We start from the raw sequence: 21,658 nt of genomic DNA, 5'->3' as shown, positions 1-21,658 counted from the left end.
GGTCTCCGTTCCCCGTCGCCGCCGTCGCCCCATGTCCCTGTTCGACTGGTTCGCCGATCGCCGCAAGAACGCCCCTGCCGTTCGGGCCAGCAAGGGCCCTGAGGCCGACGAGGGGGATGGCCTCTGGAGCAAGTGCGCCGAATGCGGCCTGGTGGTCTACCGCAAGGATCTGATCGCCAACGCCAGTGTCTGCAAGGGCTGCGGCCACCACCACCGCATCGACAGCGCCGAGCGCATCCGCCTGATTGCCGATGAGGGCAGCTTTGAGCCCATCGATGCCGATCTGGCCCCCACCGACCCCCTCGCCTTCAAGGACCGCCGCAGCTACGCCGACCGGCTGCGGGACAGCCAGCGGGCCACGGGCCTGCGGGATGCGGTGGTCACCGGCCTCTGCCGCCTGGAGGGTATGCCCCTGGCCCTGGGGGTGATGGATTTCCGCTTCATGGGCGGCTCCATGGGCTCGGTGGTGGGCGAGAAGCTCACCCGCCTGGTGGAGCTGGCCACCGCCCGCCGCTACCCGCTGCTGATCGTCTGCGCCTCCGGCGGCGCCCGCATGCAGGAGGGGATGCTGAGCCTGGTGCAGATGGCCAAGGTGTCCGGCGCCCTGCAGCGCCACCGCAGCGCCGAACTGCTCTACCTGCCCCTGCTCACCCATCCCACCACCGGTGGGGTCACCGCCAGCTTCGCCATGCTCGGCGACCTGATCCTGGCCGAGCCCAAGGCGATGATCGCCTTCGCCGGCCGCCGGGTGATCGAGCAGACCCTGGGCGAGAAGCTGCCCGAGGGCTTCCAGACCGCCGAGTACCTCCAGGACCACGGCTTCGTCGACACGATCGTGCCCCGGCCTGAGCTGCGCGGCACCCTGGCCACCCTGCTGCGGCTGCACGGCAGCCTGCGGCCGGCCGTGTCCTTGGTGCCATGAGCGGTGCCATGAGCGGTGTCATGAGAGGTGGCCGCGCCCCGTTCGCCGCCGCTCTGCTGGTGGTGCTGCTGGTGCTGGGCTGCTGGCTGGCGGCTCCCGCCGCCGCCATGGCCGGCCCGGTCGACTGGCAGGAGGTGGAGGCCGGCCCTGAGGGCCGCCAGTGGTGGGACTCCGGCAGCCTCCGCTTCGATCGCGAGGGCCGTCTCTCGGTGCTGAGCCGCTTCCAGCCCGCCGCCGCCGCCGATGCGGCCGAGGACGCCCGTCCCCCCGTGGGCCAGCTGTACGTGATGCAGCTCGACTGCGACGAGGAGCTCTATCGCGACACCGCCGTCAACGGCCTGCCCCGCTGGGGAGCCACCTGGCAGGCCGCCGCCGGCGACAACCTCACGATCCGGGTGCTGCATGCCGCCTGCGACGCCGCCCGCCGGAACCAGGAGAGCGATGCGACGGCCTGAGGCGCCCCTGCGGGTCGCCGTCGCCGGCCTCGGCTTCGGCGAGAAGGTGATCCTGACGGCCCTGCGGGACGCCCCGGGCACAGAGCCGGTGGCGCTCTGGCACCCCCGGCCGGAGCGGGCCGCCGCTGCGGGCAAGGCGGCGGAGCTGCCCGCCTTCGACGATTTCGCCGCCCTCCTGGCCGATCCTGCCGTGGAGGCGGTGGTGATCGCCACGCCGCCGGAGCCCCGTTTCTCCCTGGCCCGCGCCGCCCTGGAGGCGGGCAAGCACCTGTTCCTGGAGAAGCCGGTGGCCCTCAACTTCGGCCAGGTGGAGGAGCTGCAGCGCCTCGCCATGGCGCGGGGCCTGGTGGTGGCGGTCGACTTTGAATACCGGGCCGTGCCCCATGTGCAGCAACTGGCCGCCCTGCTCGAGGCGGGGGTGCTGGGGGATCCTTGGCTGGTCAAGTTCGACTGGCTGATGTCCAGCCGCGCCGATCCGAGCCGCCCCTGGAGCTGGTACTCCCAGGCGGCCGCCGGGGGCGGTGTGCTCGGCGCCCTCGGCACCCACGCCTTCGACACCCTCCACTGGCTGATCGGCCCCAGCCGAAGTCTCACCGCCCGGCTCAGCACCGCCATCGCCGAGCGCCCCATCCCGGGCTCCGGCGCCATGGGGGTGGTGGATGCCGAGGACAGCGCCCTGATCCAGCTCGACCTCGAGGACCGGCGCGGCCGCCCCGTGCCCGCCCAGCTCGCCCTCTCCTCGGTGGCACGGGCGGGACGGGGCTACTGGATCGAGCTCTACGGCAGCGAGGCCACCCTGGTGCTGGGCTCCAGCAACCAGGCCGACTACGTCCACGGCATGCAGCTGTGGATGGCCCGCCCCGGCGAGGCCCTCCGGCCCGTGGCGGCCGATCCGGCGCTGGCCTACGGCCGCACCTGGGAGGACGGCCGGATCGCGCCGGTGCGGCGGCTGCTCGGCTGGTGGTCCCAGGCGGTGCGGGAGCGGCGACCGATGCTGCCGGGCCTGTCGGAGGCGGTGGCCAGCCAGCGGTGCTGCGACTGGGCCCGCCAGGGAGCAGGAACCCTGGAGGGCATCCCCTAGACTCCCCGGCAGACCCGGCGGGACGACCCCGCCAGCCGTCCTTCGACCACGGTTCTCCGCAACCGTACCCACCCAAAAACCGCGAGATTTCCCATGGCGCTCGTACCGCTTCGCCTGCTGCTGGATCACGCCGCAGAAAACGGCTACGGCATTCCTGCCTTCAACGTCAACAACCTGGAGCAGGTGCAGTCGATCATGGAGGCTGCCTACGAGACCGACAGCCCGGTGATCCTGCAGGCCTCCCGCGGCGCCCGTCAGTACGCCGGCGAAAGCTTCCTGCGCCACCTGATCCTGGCCGCGGTCGAGACCTATCCCGACATCCCGGTGGTGATGCACCAGGACCACGGCAACAGCCCCGCCACCTGCTACGGCGCCGCCGCCAACGGCTTCACCTCCGTGATGATGGACGGCTCCCTCGAGGCCGACGCCAAGACTCCCGCCAGCTACGACTACAACGTGGCCGTCACCAAGGAAGTGGTGGATGTGGCCCACGCCATCGGCGTGAGCGTGGAAGGCGAACTGGGTTGCCTGGGTTCCCTGGAGACCGGCAAGGGTGAGGCCGAGGACGGCCATGGTTTCGAGGGCTCCCTCGACCACTCCCAGCTGCTCACCGACCCCGCCGAGGCCGCCGACTTCGTTGCCAAGACCAAGGTCGACGCCCTGGCCATCGCCATCGGCACCAGCCACGGCGCCTACAAGTTCACCCGCAAGCCCACCGGTGAGGTGCTCGCCATCTCCCGGATCGCCGAGATCCACAAGGCCATCCCCAACACCCACCTGGTGATGCACGGCTCCAGCTCCGTTCCCCAGGAATGGCTGGACATGATCAACAAGTACGGCGGCGCCATCCCCGAGACCTACGGCGTCCCCGTCGAGGAGATCCAGGAAGGCATCCGCAACGGCGTGCGCAAGATCAACATCGACACCGACAACCGCCTCGCCTTCACCGCCGCCGTCCGGGAAGCCGCCGCCAAGGATCCCGCCAACTTCGATCCCCGCCACTTCAACAAGCCCGCCCGGGCCTACATGAAGAAGGTCTGCCTGGATCGTTACCAGCAGTTCTGGTGTGCCGGCAACGCCAGCAAGATCAAGCAGCGCGACATCAACTACTACGCCACCCTCTACGCCAAGGGTGCCCTCGATCCCAAGACCGCTGTCGCCGCCTGATCGGCGTCTCACCAGCGATCCAGCATCGATCCATCGGGGGCCTGAGGGCCCCCTTTTTCATGGCTGTTCAGGGCCTTCAGGGCAGCGGCAGGGGCAGCGGCGTGCCGTCGGGGAGCGGCGGTTTGGCGGTCGCCGCCTCCTCCTTGGCGGTGGGGGCCGCGTCCACCAGCCGCTCCAGGGCGCGGCGCAGGCTGCGCTCCATCACGAAGCGGCGGCCGTCGGTGACCACCACCCGCACCAGGGTGGGCAGGTCGTTGCTCTTCGACTGCAGGTAGATCGGCTCCACGTACAGCAGGCCCTCGCCCACCGGCAGCACCAGCAGGTTGCCGCGGAACAGCCGCGAGCCGAGCCGGTTCCAGAGGCCGAACTGGAAGCTGATCGTCGGGTCCTGGTCGATCAGGGCCGTGATCTGCTGGGGGCCGAGCAGCAGCCGCTGCTGGGGGAAGCGCACCAGCATCAGCTCCCCGTAGTGGGGTGGATCGTTGCGGGCCGCCAGCCAGCCCACCAGGTTGGAGCGCTTCAGCGGCGTGAAGGGCAGCAGCAGCACGAACTCCGAGCGCTGCTCGCCGGGCAGCTGCAGGGTGAGGTGGTACGGCGACACCGGCACGGTGCTTTCGCCGTAGATCTCGTTGGGCACCGCCCAGACGTCGTCGCCGTTGTAGAAGGTGCGCACGTCGGTGACGTGGTAGCGCAGCAGCCGCTCCGCCTGGATGTCGAACTGGCTCTTGGGCACCCGGATGTGGGCGAGCAGGGCCCGGGGCATGGCCGAGAGCGGCCGGAACAGTTCCGGGAAGGCACGCACCCAGGTGCGCAGCACCGGATCCCTGGCGTCATTCACGTAGAACCAGAGCCGGCCGTCGTGGGCATCCACCACCGCCTTCACCGGGTTGCGGAAGTAGCGCAGGCCCTGGGGATTGGGATCGCTGTAGGGGTAGGAGCGGCTGGTGGTGAAGCCGTCCAGCAGCCAGTACTGGTACTGCTCCGGTCGGTAGCCCTCACTGCCGGCCACCCGGGCGGTGACCAGGTAAGGCTGGCTTTCGAAGCGCAGGAAAGGCGCCAGGGCCGTCAGGCGCTGGTTCACCTGGCGCCGCAGCAGCAGCAGGGAGCGGTCGGTGAAGGAGCCGGTGAACAGCAGCCGCGGTTCCCGCAGGTAGATCGCCGCCCCCAGCCGGTTGAGGGGAGGGGCGAGGGAAATCCCCCGGGTGCCGGTGTAGTGGGTGTAGACGTTCAGTTCCCCCTCGGGATAGGAGAACTCCTTCACCTTGGTGGGGGCGATGGCGTAGGGGGAGGGCCCGGAGGCGAAGTAGAGGCTCGGGCTGCCCACCGGCAGCGCCGCCCGGGCCTCCTTGTCGGTGATGCCCAGTTCGGGGATCCCCTGTACCCGGCCGCTGCTGCCCAGGTCCTTGACGAAGAACAGGGGCAGGCCGTCGGAGCCGAAGGCATTCACCGGCGAGACGGTGAAGCCGTGGCCGTTGGTGAACACCAGATGGCGGTTCAGCCAGGTGCGCGAGCCGGGTGGCAGGGCGCTGCTGTCCAGCTCCCGGGCCGAGATCAGCACCTGCTGGGAGCCGTCGCGGGCCGACTTGCCCTGCAGCGGATAGCGATCCACCGCCGCCGACGGGAAGGTGTAGTAGAGCCGCAGCTGCTGCAGCTCGCGGTTGGCGGCCAGCAGGGGCTGGCTGTCCCAGAGGCGGATGTTGTCGAGGGTGCCGGGGGCCCTGGCCAGATCCGCCTTCGTCAGGCCCTGGTTGGGTTCCAGCCGGATGGTTCGCACATTCTCGAGGCCGAAGGCGCGGCGGGTGGCCCGGATGCTGCGTTCCAGATAGGGGGCCTCCACCGCCAGCTCCCGCGGCTGCACCCAGAAGCGCTGGGCCAGGGGCGTGATCACCCATTCACTGATCGGCACCAGCACGGCCGAGCCCGCCAGGGGCAGCAGGGCGCCACGGCGCACCCAGCCCCGGGGCAGGGGCACCAGCAGGGCGCAGGCCGTGAGCAGCAGCAGCAGCGCGAACAGCAGCCGCAGGGGCAGGCGCACGTGCAGATCCACGTAGCCCGCCCCCGAGGCCACGCCGCTGCCCTGCACCATCAGATCGAAGGGAGCCAGGGCATTGCTGAGGGCCATGACGACGGCCAGGGCCGCCACCTGGGGCTGCAGCACCCGCTGCTGGGCCTTGCTGAGCCCGTCGAAACGCAGATCGCTCAGGCTGCGGCCCTTGCCGATGGTCAGCAGCAGGCAGGCCGCCAGCCCCACCAGGCCCTGGGCCAGCAGCACGCTCAGCAGCAGCCGCAGGGCCGGCAGGCGCAGCACCGTGAACGACAGGTCCAGACCGGTGAGGGGATCCCCTTCGCCGAAGGGGGTGGCCAGCAGGGCCGGCAGCCACAGGCTCCAGCCCCGGGCCACCGCCGTGGCCGAGCCCGCCAGGGCGGCCGCCAGGGTGATCCGCAGGGTGGTGAGGGGCCAGAGCAGCAGCGGCAGCAGCAGGCCCCCCGCCAGGCCCGCCACCAGCAGGGGCGGCAGATCGCGCAGCACGGAGAAGCCGGTGATCACGTCGCCGTTGAAGGGGTTGGCGATCAGTCCCCGGGCCTGCACCAGCAGGTAGCTGAGGCCGCCGGCCAGCAGCAGCACCAGGCCGATCAGCACCGCCACCAGGGCGCCGTTGCCCAGCCGCAGCAGGGGCGCCCCCGGCCGGGGCGCCTCGGGCCCCTGCTCCCTGAGCCGCCAGCAGCGCTGCAGCTGGGCCAGCTGCAGGGCCGAACCGAGGCCGAAGACCGCCGCGAAGGCGGCGATCTGCAGCATCCAGCGGCGCAGCAGGATCTGCTGGAAGTCGAACTGGCTGAACCAGAGCCATTCGATGGCCAGCCGGGCCCCCGCCCAGAGGGCCAGCAGCAGAGCGAAGGCGATGGCCAGGCCGATGGCGAGGTGGGGCCTCCGGTGGGACGGCAGAGGGGTGGGAACGGGCACAAACGGAGCGTAGGCAGAACCCTGCGGGCGACAAGTGCCGGCCTCGATGACATACCCGATGCCGAAGGTCGGCTTTGCCGCCAGGGACCGGACACCACTGTTAGCGTGCCACCCAGTGACCGGGATTCCCTTGACCGCCACCCTTTCCCGCTCCACCTTCACGGGCCTGCGCTGCAAGGAATGCGGTCATCCCTACGAGGCCGGCGCCCGCCACGTCTGTGAGGACGTCTGCTTCGGCCCCCTTGAGGTGGTCTACGACTACGACGCCATCCGCAGCCGCGTCAGCCGCGCCACCATTGAGGCCGGCCCCACCTCGATCTGGCGCTACCGGGAATTCCTGCCCGTCGAGGGTGACCCCATCGACGTGGGCACCGGCTTCACCCCCCTGCTCAAGGCGGACCGCCTCGCCCGCCGTCTCGGCCTCTCCTCCCTCTACATCAAGAACGACGGCGTCAACATGCCGACGCTGTCCTTCAAGGACCGCGTTGTCTCGGTGGCCCTCACCCGGGCCCGGGAACTGGGCTTCACCACCGTCAGCTGTGCCTCCACCGGCAACCTGGCCAACTCCACCGCCGCCATCGCCGCCCACGCCGGCCTGGAGTGCTGCGTGTTCATCCCCAGTGATCTGGAGCTGGGCAAGGTGCTGGGCACCCTCGTCTACAACCCCACCCTGATGGCGGTGAAGGGCAACTACGACCAGGTCAACCGGCTCTGCTCCGAGGTGGCCAACACCTACGGCTGGGGCTTCGTCAACATCAACCTGCGCCCCTATTACTCGGAAGGCTCCAAGACCCTCGGCTACGAGGTGATCGAGCAGCTCGGCTGGCAGCTTCCCGACCACATCGTGGCTCCCCTGGCCTCCGGCTCCCTGTTCACCAAGATCCGCAAGGGCTTCGACGAATTCATCAAGGTGGGGCTCGTCGACGAGAAGCCGGTGCGCTTCAGCGGTGCCCAGGCGGAGGGCTGCTCCCCCATCGCCCAGGCCTTCGCCGCCGGCCGTGACTTCATCACCCCGGTGAAGCCGAACACGATCGCCAAGTCGATCGCCATCGGCAACCCGGCCGATGGCCCCTACGCCATCGACATCGCCAACCGCACCGGCGGCACGATCGCGGCGGTCACCGATGAGGAGATCATCGACGGCATCAAGCTGCTGGCCGAGATGGAGGGGGTGTTCACCGAAACCGCCGGGGGCACCACCATCGCCGTGCTCAAGAAGCTGGTGGAGCAGGGCAAGATCGACCCCTCGGAAACCACCGTCGCCTACATCACCGGCAACGGCCTCAAGACCACCGAAGCGATCGCCTCCTCCATCGGCGCCCCTTACACGATCGAGCCCCAGCTGGCCAGCTTCCACGAAGCCTGGGAGCGCTCCCAGGCTTCCCACGGCGGTGCCGCCCCCCGGGCCTGATCACCGCCCGATCGGGCCGCCCCGTTTCTCTCTCACTGCCCCACCGACCCATTCCATGGCCATCCAGGTTCTGATCCCCACCCCCCTGCAGAAGTTCACCAACGACGAGGCCAGCGTCAGCCTTGAGGCCACCAGCATCGACGGCCTGCTCCAGGCCCTCGAAGGCCGCTACCCCGGCATCCAGGCGCGCCTCTGCGACGAGAGCGGCAAGCTGCGCCGCTTCCTCAACCTCTACGTCAACAGCGAGGACATCCGCTTTCTCGACAACCAGGCCACCGTCCTCAGCGACGGTGACGAGGTGAGCATCGTGCCGGCCGTCGCCGGCGGCTGAACGCACCCCCTGCCGGGAGAGCGCCCCCCTGCCGGGAGAGCGGCAACGATGGAAAGAAATCCATAAGATCTGTCAACGATTGCAACCTGATCCCATGGGGCAGATCCAAGCGTCCAGGCCCCCCAGCCCCGCCGCCATCGCCGGGGGCCACGACTGGCACGCTGAAACCCTGCTGTTCGACTACCGCCAGGCCGCCAACCCGATCCGTTCCGGTCTCACCGAGCCGATTCCTGAGGGCCGCTGGGGCCCCGATCTGCACGCCACGGGTCCGACGGCGGTTCTTCCCCTCGATCTCAGCGCCCGTCTGGGCTGCCCCTCCCCCGCCACAAGCCCGGCCCTGAGCGCCAACTTCGTGCGGATCCTCCCTGGCGAATCGATCGGGGTGGCCGCCAACGCCACCAGCTCGCTTTTCTACGTGTACCGGGGCTCTGGCCGCTGCCATTGCCCCTCCGGTGCCGGGGATGAACCCCTCGATCTGGGCTGGGGCCGCGGGGATCTTTTCGTGCTGCCGGCCGGGCTGGAGCCTCGGATGGAGGCTTCCGAAGAGAGCGTTCTCTACTGGATCCACGACGGGCCCCTGCTCACCTTCCTCGGGGTGCGGGCCGAATCACCCCGTTTCGCCCCCAGCCACTACCCGGCCGCCTGGCTCGATGAGGAGCTGTCGGCGCTGGCGGCGGATCCCAGCAGCGCCCGCAGCAACCGCCTCAGCCTCCTGATGGCCAACCGTGCCCTGCCGGCGAGCCGCACCGTGACCCACACCCTCTGGGCCATGTACGGACTGGTGCCGGCCGGCGCGGTCCAGCCCCCCCATCGGCACCAGTCCGTCGCCCTCGACCTGGTGATCGACTGCCAGCCTGGCTGCGCCACCCTCTCCGGTCCCGACCTCAACCCCGACGGCACGATCCGCAACCCTCTGCGGATGGAATGGGAGCCGGGCGCCGCCTTCGTGACCCCGCCGGGCCACTGGCACTCCCATGTCAATGAGAGCGGCCATCCAGCCCGGCTGCTGCCGATTCAGGACGCCGGGTTACACACCTACCTGCGCAGCCTGGACATCCGCTTTGCCTCCGGCCTGGGCGGCGAGGGCTGAACCGCCCTTGGCCTCATGGGCCTCCACCAAGGCGCGGAAGCTGTCCCCGTCGATGGTTTCCAGCTCGATCAGCTGGTTGACCAGCTCATCGATCAGCTCGCGCCGGGGGGTGAGCACGGCGACGGCCTTCTCCAGGGCCTCAAAGGCCAGCTGGCGCACCTGTTCGTCGATGCGGTTGCCGGTGCGCACCGACGTGTGGGGGCTGGAGCGGATCCAGTCGCGGCCGAGGAAGACCTCTTCCCCCTCCTCCTCCAGGGCCAGGGGGCCGAGGCTGGAGAAGCCGTAGCGCAGCACCATGTCGCGGCAGATGCGGCGCACCAGCTGCAGATCGCTGCTGGCCCCCTGGGTCACCTCGCTGGGGCCGAACACCACCATTTCGGCGGCGCGGCCGCCGAGGGCCACCACCAGCCGGGCCCGCAGGTAGGCCTTGCTGATCAGTCCGGAATCGATGATGTCCTCATCGGGCATGGTGCGGGCGAAGCCACCCACCCCGCCGGCCCTGGGCAGCAGCGTCACCTTGTCGAGCCTGTCGGCGTGGGGCAGCAGCGTGGTCAGCAGGGCGTGGCCGATCTCGTGGTAGGCGATCAGCCGCTTCTTGGCGCTGTCCTGCAGTGGGGCGGCGGTCAGTCCCATGGTGATGCGCTCGAGGGCATCGCCGATGGACTGGTCATCCACCTGGCTCTTCTGGCGACGGGCCGTGAGGATGGCCGCTTCGTTGAGCAGGTTGGCCAGATCGGCGCCGGAGAAACCGGGGGTGCGGCGGGCCCAGTCGGCCAGGGACACCTCCTCGGCCAGGGGCCTGGTGCGGGCATGGACTGAAAGGATCTCCTCCCGGCCGGACCGGTCCGGCAGGTCGACGCTGATGCGGCGATCGAAGCGGCCTGGCCGCAGCAGGGCCGTGTCGAGCACGTCAAGACGGTTGGTGGCGGCCAGCAGGATCACGCCCGAGTTGTCCTCGAAGCCATCCATCTCGGTGAGCAGCTGGTTGAGGGTCTGCTCCCGTTCGTCGTTGCCTCCGCCGATTCCGGCCCCCCGCTGGCGCCCCACCGCATCGATCTCGTCAATGAAGATGATGCACGGCGCCTTGGCCTTGGCCTGGCGGAACAGATCCCGCACCCGGCTGGCGCCCACGCCCACGAACATCTCGACGAACTCGGTGGCAGCCATCGAGAAGAAGGGCACGCCGGCTTCACCGGCGATCGCCCTGGCCAGCAGCGTCTTGCCGGTGCCGGGGGGGCCCACCAGCAGCACCCCCTTGGGAATCCGGGCGCCGATGGAGGTGAACCGTTCGGGGGTTTTGAGGAAGGTCACCACCTCCTGGAGCTCCTCCTTGGCCTCGGCGATGCCGGCCACGTCTTCGAAGCGCACCGTGATGGCCCCTTCCTCCTGCAGGCGGGGCTGGCTGCGGCCGAAGCCCATCGCCTTGTTGGCCACCTGGGCGGAGCGGCGCACCAGCAGCACCAGGCCGGCGATCAGCAGGGCCACCAGCAGGCCGTTGGTGACCAGACCGGCCATGGCGTCGTCGCGCCGCTCGTCCCGCACGGTCAGCGGGACCCGGGCCTGCTCGGCGGTGCGCAGCAGCTGCTGGTTGTCACTGAAGACCGCCACCTGGCGGCTGCGGCCGTCCTGGAAGGTGGCGGTCACCACGCGCTGGGCAGGAGCGAGCTCCAGGCTCTTGATCTTTCCGGCTTCGATGTCCCGCAGCAGCTGGCTGTAGGAGGGCGCCCCGGCCCCCTGGTCCCCCAGGCTGAAGCCGGGACGCACCGGCGGGGCCGGCTTGGCTGGCGCAGGACTGGCCGGGGCTGCCGGGGTGGAGGACGCTCCGGCCTCGGTGCCTTGCGCCACAACGGTCCCGGGGGCGGCCAGGGCGGCGGAGATCTTGGCCGGCTCCGGAGGAGAACTGCTGCTCACAGGCCTGGCGTCCTTTTCAGGAGTTGCTTATCGGAAGTCGACTGTAGCGATTTGACGAAAGGCGAGTCGGCGAAGCAGGATCATCGTTTGGCAGTGAGTTGGCGGGATGGCCGTTCCCAAGAAGAAAACCTCCAAGGGCAAGCGCAACCAGCGCCACGCCCACTGGAAGGCGAAGGCCGGTGTGGCAGCCCAGAAGGCGATGTCGCTCGGCAAGGCTGTTCTGAGCGGCCGCGCCCAGGGCTTTGTCTATCCGATCGCCGAAGAGGCCGAAACGGGCGAAGAGAGCTGAATCCCGAGGGGGTGGCCACGCCTGCGGCCGTCCAGGATCACCCCACCCTGCAACGGAATCCCTGAGCCGGTGGGCCCCAGCAGTGGGTCCTGGTACAGCGCTGGCGGCAGGGAGTGGAGCGTGGCCCGCACCATGGCGTCGAGCTGACGGCCGTTGAGCCATCCGCCACCGGCCCGTCGCTGACGGGCCTCCGCCTGGAAGCGCCAGCGGCGGGGCAGGCTCCAACGCTCCGGACGCAGTAGCCACAGGCCGTCACAGGCCTTCCAGAGCTGGTCGTAGGCCGCCAGGTGGTCGTCCCAGCGGGGCAGCCAGCGGCGTTCAGATTCGTTCAGCTCCTCCAGCCCCGCTCCGCAGCCCATCCTCTCGCCCAGGGCCTGGGCGCCGAGGGCCCGGCAGCCCATCAGCCAGCCCTCGATCACCAGCGCCTCGGCGGGCTCCTCCCGCCAGCCGTTCCGGTCGCCGTCCCCGCCGGCGAGGGTCTTGTCGAACCGGGGCAGCCGCAGCATCCCCCCGGCCCGCCAGGCGGCCAGCGCCTCCAGCAGCAGGGGCAGGTCGTGGCTGCCGGGCGGCACCCGGCCCACCTCGAAGGGATTGCCCGCCAGCCGCGCGCGGCGTTCGGCGGCAGGCAGGTAGAGGTCGTCGATCGAGGCCACCGTCAGCCGCAGGCCCCCGAGGGTGGCGAGGCGCTCCAGGGCACGGCCCAGGCTCGTCTTGCCGGCGCCCACCGGCCCGTTCAGGGCGAGCACGGGCCGCCTTGTCACCACTCCGTCGCGCAGGATGCTCTCCAGCCGCCGCAGCATCGGCAGGGCCAGGAGCCGCAGCAGGCTGGGGTGCACCGGGCCCAGATCCCCTGCCCCGGCCAGCCGCCCGTCCCAGGCATCCGGAGCTGGCTCCGAGGGCATGGAGAGCTCTGGTGGCACCACCCGCTCAGGTCCCCACCTTGAAGGCCTCGAGCACGATGGCGTAGGTGGCGCCGATGCGCAGGTTGTCGATGATCACCCAGGCCAGGGAAGGTTCGGCACGCACCAAGCGTGTCCGCAGCCGCACCAGCGTCTCGAAGGTCAGCAGCAGACCGAGCACCACCGCCGGGCGGCCCCCCGGGGTGGTGAAGAGCAGCAGGCTGGTGAGGTTCTGACCGGCGAAGAAGCCCAGCAGCAGCGCCAGGGCGGCCAGGCTGCCGGCCCGCCAGCTGCGCCGCGCCACGCCGACCGCGCGGTTCCCCAGCCGGCTCACCAGCCCCTGGAAACGGGTGCGCTGCACGGGGAGGCGGGTCATGGCGTGTCCAGCAGGCGCTCCAGCCACGACAGCGTCACCTGGCCCTCGGGGCAAGGTGGCCCCCGGCGCACCACGACCGTGGCCCCGGGCTCCTCCAGGCTCTCGACCACGGCCCTGGCGGCGCTGAAGCGAGCCTCCGGCTCCTCCCGCGTCGCCGCGCTCAGGCAGACCAGACAGGGCAGCCCGGCGCCGGTGGCCGCCGCCAGCCCGGCCGGGGAGTCCTCGAGCACCATCACGCCACCCAACGCTCCGGCTAGCCGTGCCAGCGCCAGCCGGTAGGCCTCCGGATCGGGCTTCTTGCGGGCAACGTCGTCACCGCAGACCCAGAAGTCGAAGGCCCGGGCCAGGGCCGGCGGGGCCCCCTCCAGCAGGGCCTGCACCGCGCTGCGGCCGCTGGTGGTGACGATCCCCTGCCGCAGGCCTGCCGCCGCAGCATCCGCCACCAGCCGGGCCACCCCGGGCCTCAGGGCGAGGCGGCCCTGCTGCACCAGCTCGGCATAAATCGCCTGCTTGCGGCGCTGCAGTTGCTCCACCCTCCCCCGCTCCGGCGTGCGGCCCTCCACCTGCTCCAGGAAGGCGGTGATCCGTTCGTGGCCGCCGCCCACCGCCAGCAGCCGCCCATAGGTGGGCCGGTCCCAGCGCCAGGGCAGCCCGGAGGCCTCGAAACTGCGGTTGAAGGCCACCCGGTGGCCCTCGAACTCCGTCTCGGCCAGGGTGCCGTCCACGTCCCAGAGCAGGGCCGACAGGGCCGGGGCCATCGGACGCCGCGCTTGTGTAGGGAGTCAGGCTAAGGGGTGCGCCCTGCGGCCCCGGCTTCCACAATGCGGGGGCCCCGCCTGCCCCTCGTTGCTCTCTGCCGTCGACGAGCGACGCTGGCTTTTGCCCTCCCCCCTCGGCGGCGACGGCCCCGCCGAGGCGGCCGGGGCTCCGGAAACCGACCTCCCCTGTGAGCTGCTGGCCCTGCTGCGGCGTCGCGGCCTGGTGACGGCCGAGTCGGTGCGCCAGCTGCTGGATCCGGAGGCGGCCCCCGATCCGGAGGCCCACTTCCCGGCTCTGGCGCTGGCGGTCGAGCGGCTGGTGCGCTGCTGCCAGGGGGCGGAGGCGGTGGCGATCTGCGGCGACTACGACGCCGACGGCATGACCAGCACCGCCCTGCTGGTGGGGGTCCTGCAGCGGCTCGGCGCCCGCCCGCGGGCCGCCATCCCCAGCCGCATGGACGACGGCTACGGCCTCAACGCCGCCATGGTCGAGCGGCTGGCGGCCGACGGGGTGCGGCTGCTGATCACGGTCGACAACGGCGTGGCCGCCATCGAAGCCCTGGAGCGCGCCGCGGCCCTGGAGGTGGAGGTGATCCTCACCGACCACCACACCCTGCCCCCCCAGCTGCCGCCGCACCTGGCCCTGCTGCACCCGGCCGTCACCCCGGAGGGCTCCCCCTACCGGGGCCTGGCGGGGGTGGGACTGGCCCACGTCCTGGCCACCGCCCTCTGCCGGCGCCTGCGCCACCGCCACGGGCTGGAGATCGCCCTCAACCTGTTCTGCATCGGCACCATCGCCGACATGGCCCCCCTGGAAGGGGTCAACCGCCGCTGGCTGCTCGATGGCCTGCCCCTGCTGGGCCGCAGCCCCCTGCCCGGCCTGCAGGCCCTGCAGCAGCTGGCGGGCCTGGAGAAGCACCGGGTCGATGCCGAGGCGGTGGGCTTCCAGCTGGCCCCTCGCATCAATGCCGTCGGTCGGCTGGGGGACCCCCAGCTGGTGGTGGACCTGCTGACGACGGAGGATCCTGAGGAGGCCCTGGAGCTGGCCCGCTCCTGCGAAGCCCTCAACCGCCAGCGGCGGGAACTCTGCAGTGCGATCGAGGCGGAGGCCCTGGCCCTGCTGGAGGCCGATGGTCCCCGCCGGCCCGCCTTCCTGCTGCTGGCCCAGGGCCACTGGCACCACGGCGTCATCGGCATCGTCGCCTCCCGGCTGGTGGAGCGCTTCGGCCGTCCCGTGGCCCTGCTGGCCGGCGAAGGGGGAGGCCGGCTGCGGGCGTCGGTGCGGGCCCCGAAGGGCTTCGCCGTCGATGGGGCCCTGACGGCCTGCGCCGAGCTGCTGGAGCGCCACGGCGGCCACCCCGCCGCCGGTGGCTTCACGGTGCGGGCCGAGAACGTCACGGCGCTGCAGGAACGGCTCGACGCCCTGGCCAGCGGCTGGCTGGAGTCGGCGGGCGATGGCCGCATGGTGGAGCCCGAGGCCCTGCTGCGGCTGGAGCGCATCGACCGGGAGTTCTGGCGCCAGCTCCAGCGGCTCGCCCCCTTCGGCATCGGCCATCCCACCCCCCTGTTCTGGAGCAGCCGCTGCCAGGTGGTGGAGCAGAAGCTGCTGCGCGGCGGCCACCTGCAGCTGCAGCTGGCCCAGGGGGAGACGCGGCTGCGGGCGATCGGCTGGCGCTGGCAGGGTCCCGACCAGTGGGCGGGACCGGTGGATGTGGCCTATCGCCTGCGCCGCGATGACTGGCAGGGGGTGGAGCGGTTCCAGCTGGAGCTGGAGGCGATCCGCTCCAGCGGCGGTGACACCGTGGTTCTGCAGCGCCGCGACCGCACCTACTGGTGCCGCCGCCAGGGGGACAGCCTGGTGATCCGCAACGCCGCCGGCGAGGAGCTGCGCTCCGCCATCCCATCCGACGGCACAGGCCCCGCCGCCCTCGGGGATCCGCCCCACCCCTACGTTCAGGGATTGATGCGGGAGGCGGCCATGGCCCTGGGGATGGTCGAAGGATGAGCCGCTCCCCGCTGGTACCGGTGCGTTCCCTGGTGCTGCTGGCGCTGCTGGGGGCCGTGGTGGGGCTCGCCTGCTGGCCGCTCAACCGCATCGACCTGCTCCAGGATCGCCTGCTCTCCACCCTGCCGGCGTTCAGCGGCGGCGGCTGGAGCGCCAGTGGCTGGCTGCTGGCCCTGGCCCCGATCCCCCTGGTGCCGCTGCTGCTCTGGTTCCAGCGGGGACCCTGGCGCCGCGGGGCCGGCTCGGGCATTCCCCAGGTGATGCTCTGCCTGGAGGATCCCCACCGGGGTGCCCAGCTGCTCTCCGCCGCCCCGACCGGGGAACGGCTGGGCCTCTGGACCGTCGCCAGCCTGGCCCTGCTGCCCCTGGGCCGCGAGGGCCCGGTGGTGGAGGTGGGTGCGGCCGTGGGTCAGGCCCTGCTGCGCCGCTGGCCCGGCCTGCTGCACCGGGCCAGCCGGGGCCACCTGCTGGCCGGAGCGGCGGGGGCCGGGCTGGCCGGCGGCTTCAACACCCCCCTGATGGGGATGGTTTTCGTGGTCGAGGAGCTCACCGGCAGCTTCCAGCAGCGGCTGGTGTGGCCGGCGCTGGTGCTGACCAGCGCGGCGGCCCTGGTCAGCGGCCTCGGCGGCCAGCCGATGTTCGCCCTCGGGATCAACGCCAGCCCGGTGGCGGAGACCGAGCAGCTGCTCTGGGCGATTCCGATCGGCCTCGGCGGCGGGGCCCTCGGCGGCCTGTTCGCCTGGCTGCTGGTGCGTGCCACGGGCCTGATCACCCCGATCGCCCGGCGGCAGCCCCTGCGCCTCGGCCTGGCAGCCGGGCTGGCCCTGGCCCTGCTGACCTTGTTCACCGGTGGCGCCAGCGGCGGCGATGGCGAGACCCTGATGCGTCTGATGCTGGATCAGGACGCGGACACCACCATCGACGCCGGCTGGGTCGTTCTCCTGGTCTCGCGGTTGATCGGACCGGTGCTGGCGCTCTCCACGGGGATTCCCGGAGGGCTGATCGATCCGGCCTTCGCCGTGGGGGGGGTGTTCGGCTCAGGGGTGGTGCGGGCCCTGGCGGGGGATCCCCACCTCGGCCTGGCCCTGGGCATGGCGGCGGGTCTGGCGGGAGCCACCCAGCTGCCGGTGATGACGATCGCCTTCGCCATCCGCATGGCGGGCGACCAGCAGCTCATGCCCGGCCTGGTGGCCGCCGCTGTGATCGCGGCCTACACGGGCCAGGCCATCCAGCGCCGACCCGTGTACCACGCCCTGGCCGACCTGCTGGTGCCGGAGCGATCAGAGGGCGCCGCGGCGGTAGTAGAGGATGAAGATCACGGCCGGACCGGCCAGGGTGATCAGGGCCAGGGCGCCGAAGTTGGAGATGAGATGGAAATCGATACCCATGGTGCGGCTGCCGGCGAGGGGGACAATCGGCCAGGAGTGTAGGTCGCCCGGCGGCCGCTTCAGGGCCCCGCCCCTGTGGCCGTGATCGGTTGTCATGGCTGGCGCCGGACCTGGGCTGGGAAGACGCCGTCGGGCTGGGAAGACGGCGTCGGGTGTGAGTGAATGGAACGACCCCGTGGCGTCCCCGTGCCCCGACCCGAGCACTGGCAGTGCATCAGCGGCTGCGGTTCCTGCTGCCGCCTCGACCCGGCCCTGCGGGGCGACGCGATCGAGGCCCTCGATCCCGACCAGCAGGAGCTGTACTTCTCGATGGTGGGGGAGGACGGCTGGTGCCGCCATTTCGACACCGGCTCACGCCGCTGCCGCATTTATGCGGAGCGGCCCGATTTCTGCCGGGTGGATCAGCTCGTCGCGCTGTTCGGTCAGCCCGGTGACGATCCCGATGCCCTGGCCATCGCCTCCTGCCGGCAGCAGATCCGCGCCGAGCTGGGCGGCCGCCACCCGGTGATGCGCCGTTTCCTGCGGACGATCCGCCAGCCCACATGAGCAGCACCCCCGAAACTCCAGCCCCCTCCAGCTGGATCACGGTGTTCCTGAGCACCGCCACCACCGTCTTCCTGGCCGAACTCGGCGACAAGACCCAGCTGGCCGCCCTGCTGCTGTCGGCCCAGTCGGGCCGACCGGTCGTCGTGTTCGTGGGCGCCTCGCTCGCCCTGATCTGCTCCAGCCTGGTGGGGGTGCTGCTGGGGCGCTGGCTGTCCACCGTCATGCCCCCCCACCAGCTGGAGCGGGCGGCGGGGATCCTGATGGTTGCCCTGGGGCTGTGGCTGGGCCGCCAGGCGGTGCTGCACCTGGCGCCGCTCCACCTCCTCAACGCCTGAGTCCGTCGCCCGCCGCACCATGCCGTTCGCCCTGCTCGCCTCCACCTTCGCCACCGTCTTCCTGGCGGAGCTCGGCGACAAGACCCAGCTGGCCATCGTCAGCATCAGCGGCACCTCCAACCGGCCCGGGGCGGTGTTCGCCGGCAGCGCCTTCGCCCTGGTGCTGGCCAGCCTGGTGGGGGCGGCGGCAGGGGGCTCTCTCTCGAGCGTGATCCCCACCGATGGACTGCAGCTGGCGGCCTCCGCCGGCTTCCTGATCATCGGCACCCGCCTGATCCTGCGCTCCGGCGCGGACGGCGGCGAGGCCCCCGCCGCGACCACCGAGGCCGCTGGCGAGGATGGCGAGACCCCCGCTCCTTAGAGTCCCCGGGTGACGTTCGCCGTGACGGCGGGCGCTGCCGGGCCATCCCCCGTCCAAGGAGGCCGACGACCCCCCTGGCGCTCCGGACCACCCTGGTCACCGCGCTGCTCCGGCAGTGCCATCCTCCGCGTATGTCCCATCCGATGAAGTTCACGGTCGCCGATCTGCTCGACCACCTCTCCACGACCGATGCGGTGGCCCTGGCCAAGCTGGAGAAGTCGCTGGGCCTGACCACCAAGACCTGCAAGCAGCAGCTGCGCATCGGTCTGGATGCCCTGCTGCGGCTGGGGCTGGTGGAGGAGGACGGCGAAGGGCTCCGCGCCCGCGAGACCCCCGAGCTGATCCCTGCCCGGCTGCGCTGCTCGAGCAAGGGCTTCTGCTTCGCCCTGCGGGAGGACGGCGGTGAGGACATCTACATCCGTGACCACCAGCTCAACCATGCCTGGAACGGCGATCGGGTCCTGGTGAAGATCACCCGCGAGGGCGGCCGCCGCCGCTCGCCGGAGGGGGGTGTGCAGTGCATCCTCGAGCGCCAGACCCCCAGCCTGCTGGCCCAGGTCGAGCGGCAGGACGGCCAGCTGGTCGCCGTCCCCCTCGACGACCGGCTGCTCACCGCCGTCGCCCTGCCCGAGGAGGACGCGGTCCATCTCGACCCCGCCGAGGAGGCGGTGGTGGAGGTGAAGATCGATCGCTTCCCCGTGGCCCAGTTCGGTCCGGCCGGCCATGTCGCCCGCAGCCTGCCGGTGCACGGCGGTGAAGCGGCCGACACCGACCTGCTGCTGGCCAAGCACCGCCTGCAGGAGCGTCCGGCCTCCCCCCGCGCCACCCTGAAGCAGCCCGCCGCCAAGGGCCGCGCCGACCTGACGGCCCTGCCCACCCTGATCCTGGAGGCCTGGGAGGGCGGTGAGGCCCCGGCGCTCCCCGCCATCTCCCTGGAGGAGCGTGAGGGCGGCTGGCGGCTGTGGGTGCACAGTCCCGCCGTGGCCGAGCGCATCGGCATGGGCAACAGCCTCGACACCTGGCTGCGGGACCAGGGCGAGGCGATCTGCCTGGGACGGCGCTGGCTGCCCCTGCTGCCCTCCGCCCTCGCCAAGGCCTGCGGCTTCCGCCCGGGCGACAGCCAGGCGGCGGTCTCGGTCGCCCTGGAGCTGGACGCCGAGGGGGTCCTCGAGCACTTCCGCTTCAGCCTGAGCCAGATCACGCCCGATGCCCGGGTGGACCGGGCCGCGATGCAGGCCCTGGCCGAGCGCAAGCCCAAGGCCCGCACCGTGCCCGCCGCCCTCAAGGCCCTCAAGGACCACCTGCCCCTGCTGGAGCAGCTGGTCCAGCTGAGCGGCCTGCTGCTCCAGCGGCGTCTCGGGGCCGGCTCGATCGATCTCGACCTGCCGATGCCCGCCATCGACAGCCTCGGCGACCTGCGGGTCCCCGCCCCGGATGCGGCCCTGCAGGGCTGGCTGGTGGAGCTGCCGGCCGATGATCCGGTGGCGATCCTGCGGGAGGCGGTGCTGGTGGCCCACCGGGCCCTGGGCCGTCACCTGCTGGCCCTGGAGCTGCCCGCCCTGTTCGCCCTCAACCCGGCGGCGGAGGCCACCGACATCAACGACGTCGCCAAGGCGGCCCTGGCCCTCGACATCCCGATGGAGCTCAGTGCCGACGGCAACGCCAGCGCCGCCGAGCTCGCCGCCGTCTTCGCCGCCACCGATCGCGGCCGGCCCCTGCAGCAGCAGCTGCGTGACGCCCTGCGGCCGGTGCAGCTGGCGGCCGAAGCCGGTCCCCATGCGGTGGCAGGCGAGGAGACCGCCGTGGCGCCCTGGTGCTGCCCGGCCCTCCACTACGCCGACATCTGGAACCAGCAGCTCCTGGTCAGCCTGCTGGTGGATGGCAAGGACCGCCCCAGCGTGCGCCACAAGGTCAGCACCGACCTGGCCAGCGACGCCTGCCACGGCAGCACCGACTGGCCCCTGCTGACCCCCGGCCAGCTGGCCCCCTACCAGCAGGGCCTGGAGCACGGTCTGGCCCAGCGCCTCAACGGCCGCTGCCGCTTCCTGCAGGAGCTGCAGGCCGATGTGCTGGCCCTGGCCCAGGCCCGCCACACCGAGCCCCTGGTCGGCCAGACCCTGCCCGGGGTGATCAGCGGCGTGCAGAGCTACGGCTTCTTTGTTGAGGTTCCCCCCTCCCAGGTGGAGGGACTGGTGCACGTCAGCTCCCTCAAGGACGACTGGTACGAGTACCGCTCGCGCCAGAACCGCCTGGTGGGGCGCAAGTTCCGTCGCACCTACATGGTCGGCGACGGGGTCGATGTCGAGATCCAGAAGGTGGACGCCCTGCGCCACCAGATCGACCTGGCGGTGCTCCAGCCCGAGGATTTCGAACGGGTGGAGGAGGGTGCCGCCGATGGCACCCCGGATGACGATGCCGATGACGCCCCCGGCGCCGCGGACGAGGGCTGAGCCGCTGATGGCGCCCTCCTCCCTTCCCGTCGTCCTGGCGGTGTCCGGCGCCTCCGCCCAGCCCCTGGCCGAGCGGGCGCTGCAGCTGCTGCTCGAGGAGGACCTGCCGGTCGAGATGGTCACCAGCCGGGGGGCGATCGGGGTCTGGCAGGCGGAGATGGGCCTGCGGGTGCCATCGGAGCCCGATGCCCAGGAACGCTTCTGGCGTGAACGCACCGGCTGCAGCTCCGGCCGGCTGCACTGCCACCGCTGGAACGACCAGGCCGCCGCCATCGCCAGCGGCAGTTACCTCACCCGCGGCATGGTCATCCTGCCGGCCAGCATGGGCACCGTCGGCCGGATCGCCTCCGGCGTAGCCCTGGATCTGATCGAACGGGCCGCCGATGTCCACCTCAAGGAGGGACGGCCCCTGGTGATCGCACCGCGGGAGCTGCCCTGGAACCTGGTGCACCTGCGCAACCTCACCCGTCTGGCCGAGGCCGGGGCCCGCATCGCCCCCCCGGTTCCGGCCTGGTACCACCAGCCCACCACGATCGGTGAGATGGTGGACTTCCTGGTGATTCGCGTCTTCGACACCCTCGGCCTCCAGCTCGGCTCCCTGCAGCGCTGGCAGGGGCCCGTGGGCCGGTCCGCTCCGGACGAAGTCTCTACCCCCTGACGCTCCGGACCGTGCTGCAACGCCTGCTGCTGCTGCCCCTGCTCTCGCCGCTGCTGGTGACCCTGCTGGTGGCAGCCCTCAACCCCAGCCCCCCCCTGGCCCTGCGGCTGCTGACCTGGCAGACCCCGTCGCTGCCGATCGGCCTGTGGATGGCGGCGGCCGCCGGCGGCGGGGCGGCCCTCAGTGCCGGCGCCACCGCCCTCGCCCTGCGCCAGGGGGGGCGGGCGCCGTTGCGGCGCACCGTCCGACGTCCGGATCGGCTG

The 21,658-nt window shown here is 71.6% G+C and carries 19 protein-coding genes and 2 pseudogenes; 15 read left to right on the top strand and 6 right to left on the bottom strand.

Translation table 11 applies throughout. The features are described from left to right. Positions 1-31 precede the first annotated feature (31 nt). The 4 genes from accD (at position 32) to fba (ending at position 3,625) form a co-directional block, all read left to right on the top strand. Positions 32-922 carry an acetyl-CoA carboxylase, carboxyltransferase subunit beta gene (accD, locus tag CJZ86_RS12115; RefSeq protein WP_094586192.1) on the top strand — a complete coding sequence of 297 codons (891 nt, stop codon included), beginning with the start codon at positions 32-34 and terminating at the stop codon, positions 920-922. 20 nt (positions 923-942) lie between these two features. After that, the gene (locus tag CJZ86_RS12110) at positions 943-1,377 is read left to right on the top strand and encodes a hypothetical protein (protein WP_094586191.1); all 435 of its coding nucleotides are present in this window, start codon (positions 943-945) and stop codon (positions 1,375-1,377) included. Beyond that, a complete protein-coding gene (locus tag CJZ86_RS12105; RefSeq protein ID WP_094586190.1) occupies positions 1,364-2,458 on the top strand; it encodes a Gfo/Idh/MocA family protein in 1,095 nt (364 codons plus the stop codon). Before CJZ86_RS12110 ends, CJZ86_RS12105 begins: the two co-directional genes overlap by 14 nt. A gap of 93 nt (positions 2,459-2,551) precedes the next feature. Beyond that, on the top strand, positions 2,552-3,625 hold the full coding sequence (gene fba / locus CJZ86_RS12100; RefSeq protein ID WP_094586189.1) for a class II fructose-bisphosphate aldolase: 1,074 nt from the start codon (positions 2,552-2,554) through the stop codon (positions 3,623-3,625). 76 nt (positions 3,626-3,701) lie between these two features. Here the strand turns inward: fba and CJZ86_RS12095 are convergent, their stop codons facing one another. Next, positions 3,702-6,587 (bottom strand): UPF0182 family protein, encoded by a 2,886-nt coding sequence (locus tag CJZ86_RS12095; protein WP_094586188.1) that lies wholly within the window; start codon positions 6,585-6,587, stop codon positions 3,702-3,704. Positions 6,588-6,717: 130 nt separating this feature from the next. Here CJZ86_RS12095 and thrC point away from each other — a divergent pair, with 130 nt between their 5' ends. The 3 genes from thrC (at position 6,718) to CJZ86_RS12080 (ending at position 9,419) form a co-directional block, all read left to right on the top strand. Further along, positions 6,718-7,998, top strand: a complete 1,281-nt coding sequence (gene thrC / locus CJZ86_RS12090) for a threonine synthase (RefSeq protein ID WP_094586187.1) — start codon at positions 6,718-6,720, stop codon at positions 7,996-7,998. A gap of 55 nt (positions 7,999-8,053) precedes the next feature. Beyond that, positions 8,054-8,329, top strand: a complete 276-nt coding sequence (locus CJZ86_RS12085) for a MoaD/ThiS family protein (RefSeq protein ID WP_094586186.1) — start codon at positions 8,054-8,056, stop codon at positions 8,327-8,329. Positions 8,330-8,423: 94 nt separating this feature from the next. Beyond that, complete coding sequence (locus CJZ86_RS12080; protein ID WP_094586185.1) at positions 8,424-9,419, top strand: cupin domain-containing protein; 996 nt, start codon at positions 8,424-8,426, stop codon at positions 9,417-9,419. Here CJZ86_RS12080 and ftsH read toward each other — a convergent pair. Continuing rightward, a complete protein-coding gene (gene ftsH, locus CJZ86_RS12075) occupies positions 9,357-11,183 on the bottom strand; it encodes an ATP-dependent zinc metalloprotease FtsH (protein WP_233134000.1) in 1,827 nt (608 codons plus the stop codon). The two genes, CJZ86_RS12080 and ftsH, sit on opposite strands and share 63 nt — an antisense overlap. 253 nt (positions 11,184-11,436) lie before the next feature. Here ftsH and rpmF point away from each other — a divergent pair, with 253 nt between their 5' ends. Beyond that, a complete protein-coding gene (rpmF, locus tag CJZ86_RS12070) occupies positions 11,437-11,619 on the top strand; it encodes a 50S ribosomal protein L32 (protein ID WP_094586183.1) in 183 nt (60 codons plus the stop codon). On the opposite strand, the gene CJZ86_RS12065 is transcribed toward rpmF, so the two are convergent. Genes CJZ86_RS12065 through CJZ86_RS12055 form a run of 3 tightly spaced genes read right to left on the bottom strand, consistent with a single transcriptional unit; the run spans position 11,577 to position 13,652 of the window. After that, complete coding sequence (locus tag CJZ86_RS12065) at positions 11,577-12,521, bottom strand: hypothetical protein (RefSeq protein ID WP_094586182.1); 945 nt, start codon at positions 12,519-12,521, stop codon at positions 11,577-11,579. The genes rpmF and CJZ86_RS12065 overlap by 43 nt on opposite strands. Before the next feature lie 25 nt (positions 12,522-12,546). Beyond that, positions 12,547-12,894, bottom strand: a complete 348-nt coding sequence (locus CJZ86_RS12060) for a DUF565 domain-containing protein (protein WP_094586181.1) — start codon at positions 12,892-12,894, stop codon at positions 12,547-12,549. After that, entirely contained in the window at positions 12,891-13,652 is a 762-nt protein-coding gene (locus CJZ86_RS12055; RefSeq protein WP_094586180.1) for an HAD-IA family hydrolase, read from the bottom strand. The genes CJZ86_RS12060 and CJZ86_RS12055 overlap by 4 nt, the downstream gene beginning before the upstream one ends. Before the next feature lie 88 nt (positions 13,653-13,740). Here CJZ86_RS12055 and recJ point away from each other — a divergent pair, with 88 nt between their 5' ends. Together recJ and CJZ86_RS12045 are read left to right on the top strand one after the other, a co-directional pair. After that, on the top strand, positions 13,741-15,657 hold the full coding sequence (gene recJ / locus CJZ86_RS12050; protein ID WP_094586179.1) for a single-stranded-DNA-specific exonuclease RecJ: 1,917 nt from the start codon (positions 13,741-13,743) through the stop codon (positions 15,655-15,657). Next, a complete protein-coding gene (locus CJZ86_RS12045) occupies positions 15,654-17,087 on the top strand; it encodes a chloride channel protein (protein ID WP_353615225.1) in 1,434 nt (477 codons plus the stop codon). The genes recJ and CJZ86_RS12045 overlap by 4 nt, the downstream gene beginning before the upstream one ends. On the opposite strand, the pseudogene CJZ86_RS17645 reads toward CJZ86_RS12045, so the two are convergent. Continuing rightward, positions 16,986-17,384: pseudogene (locus tag CJZ86_RS17645) on the bottom strand (hypothetical protein); the annotation flags it as partial. The gene CJZ86_RS12045 and the pseudogene CJZ86_RS17645 overlap by 102 nt on opposite strands. Positions 17,385-17,587: 203 nt before the next feature. Here CJZ86_RS17645 and CJZ86_RS12030 point away from each other — a divergent pair. The 5 genes and pseudogenes from CJZ86_RS12030 to CJZ86_RS12010 all read left to right on the top strand — a co-directional run. Then, on the top strand, positions 17,588-17,926 hold the full coding sequence (locus CJZ86_RS12030) for a TMEM165/GDT1 family protein (protein WP_094586177.1): 339 nt from the start codon (positions 17,588-17,590) through the stop codon (positions 17,924-17,926). A gap of 19 nt (positions 17,927-17,945) precedes the next feature. Beyond that, positions 17,946-18,287 carry a TMEM165/GDT1 family protein gene (locus CJZ86_RS12025; protein ID WP_094586176.1) on the top strand — a complete coding sequence of 114 codons (342 nt, stop codon included), beginning with the start codon at positions 17,946-17,948 and terminating at the stop codon, positions 18,285-18,287. A gap of 143 nt (positions 18,288-18,430) precedes the next feature. Further along, positions 18,431-20,737 (top strand): RNB domain-containing ribonuclease, encoded by a 2,307-nt coding sequence (locus CJZ86_RS12020; RefSeq protein WP_094586175.1) that lies wholly within the window; start codon positions 18,431-18,433, stop codon positions 20,735-20,737. Positions 20,738-20,744: 7 nt separating this feature from the next. Next, positions 20,745-21,395, top strand: coding sequence for a flavin prenyltransferase UbiX (locus CJZ86_RS12015; RefSeq protein WP_094586238.1), 651 nt, complete (start codon positions 20,745-20,747; stop codon positions 21,393-21,395). Positions 21,396-21,406: 11 nt separating this feature from the next. Then, positions 21,407-21,658, top strand: a pseudogene (locus tag CJZ86_RS12010) (hypothetical protein); the annotation flags it as partial.

It is taken from the genome of Synechococcus sp. BO 8801 (assembly GCF_002252675.1).
Taxonomy (GTDB): Bacteria; Cyanobacteriota; Cyanobacteriia; order PCC-6307; family Cyanobiaceae; genus Cyanobium.
Note: the sequence above shows the minus strand (reverse complement) of the source record. Positions and strands in the feature narration are given on the sequence as shown.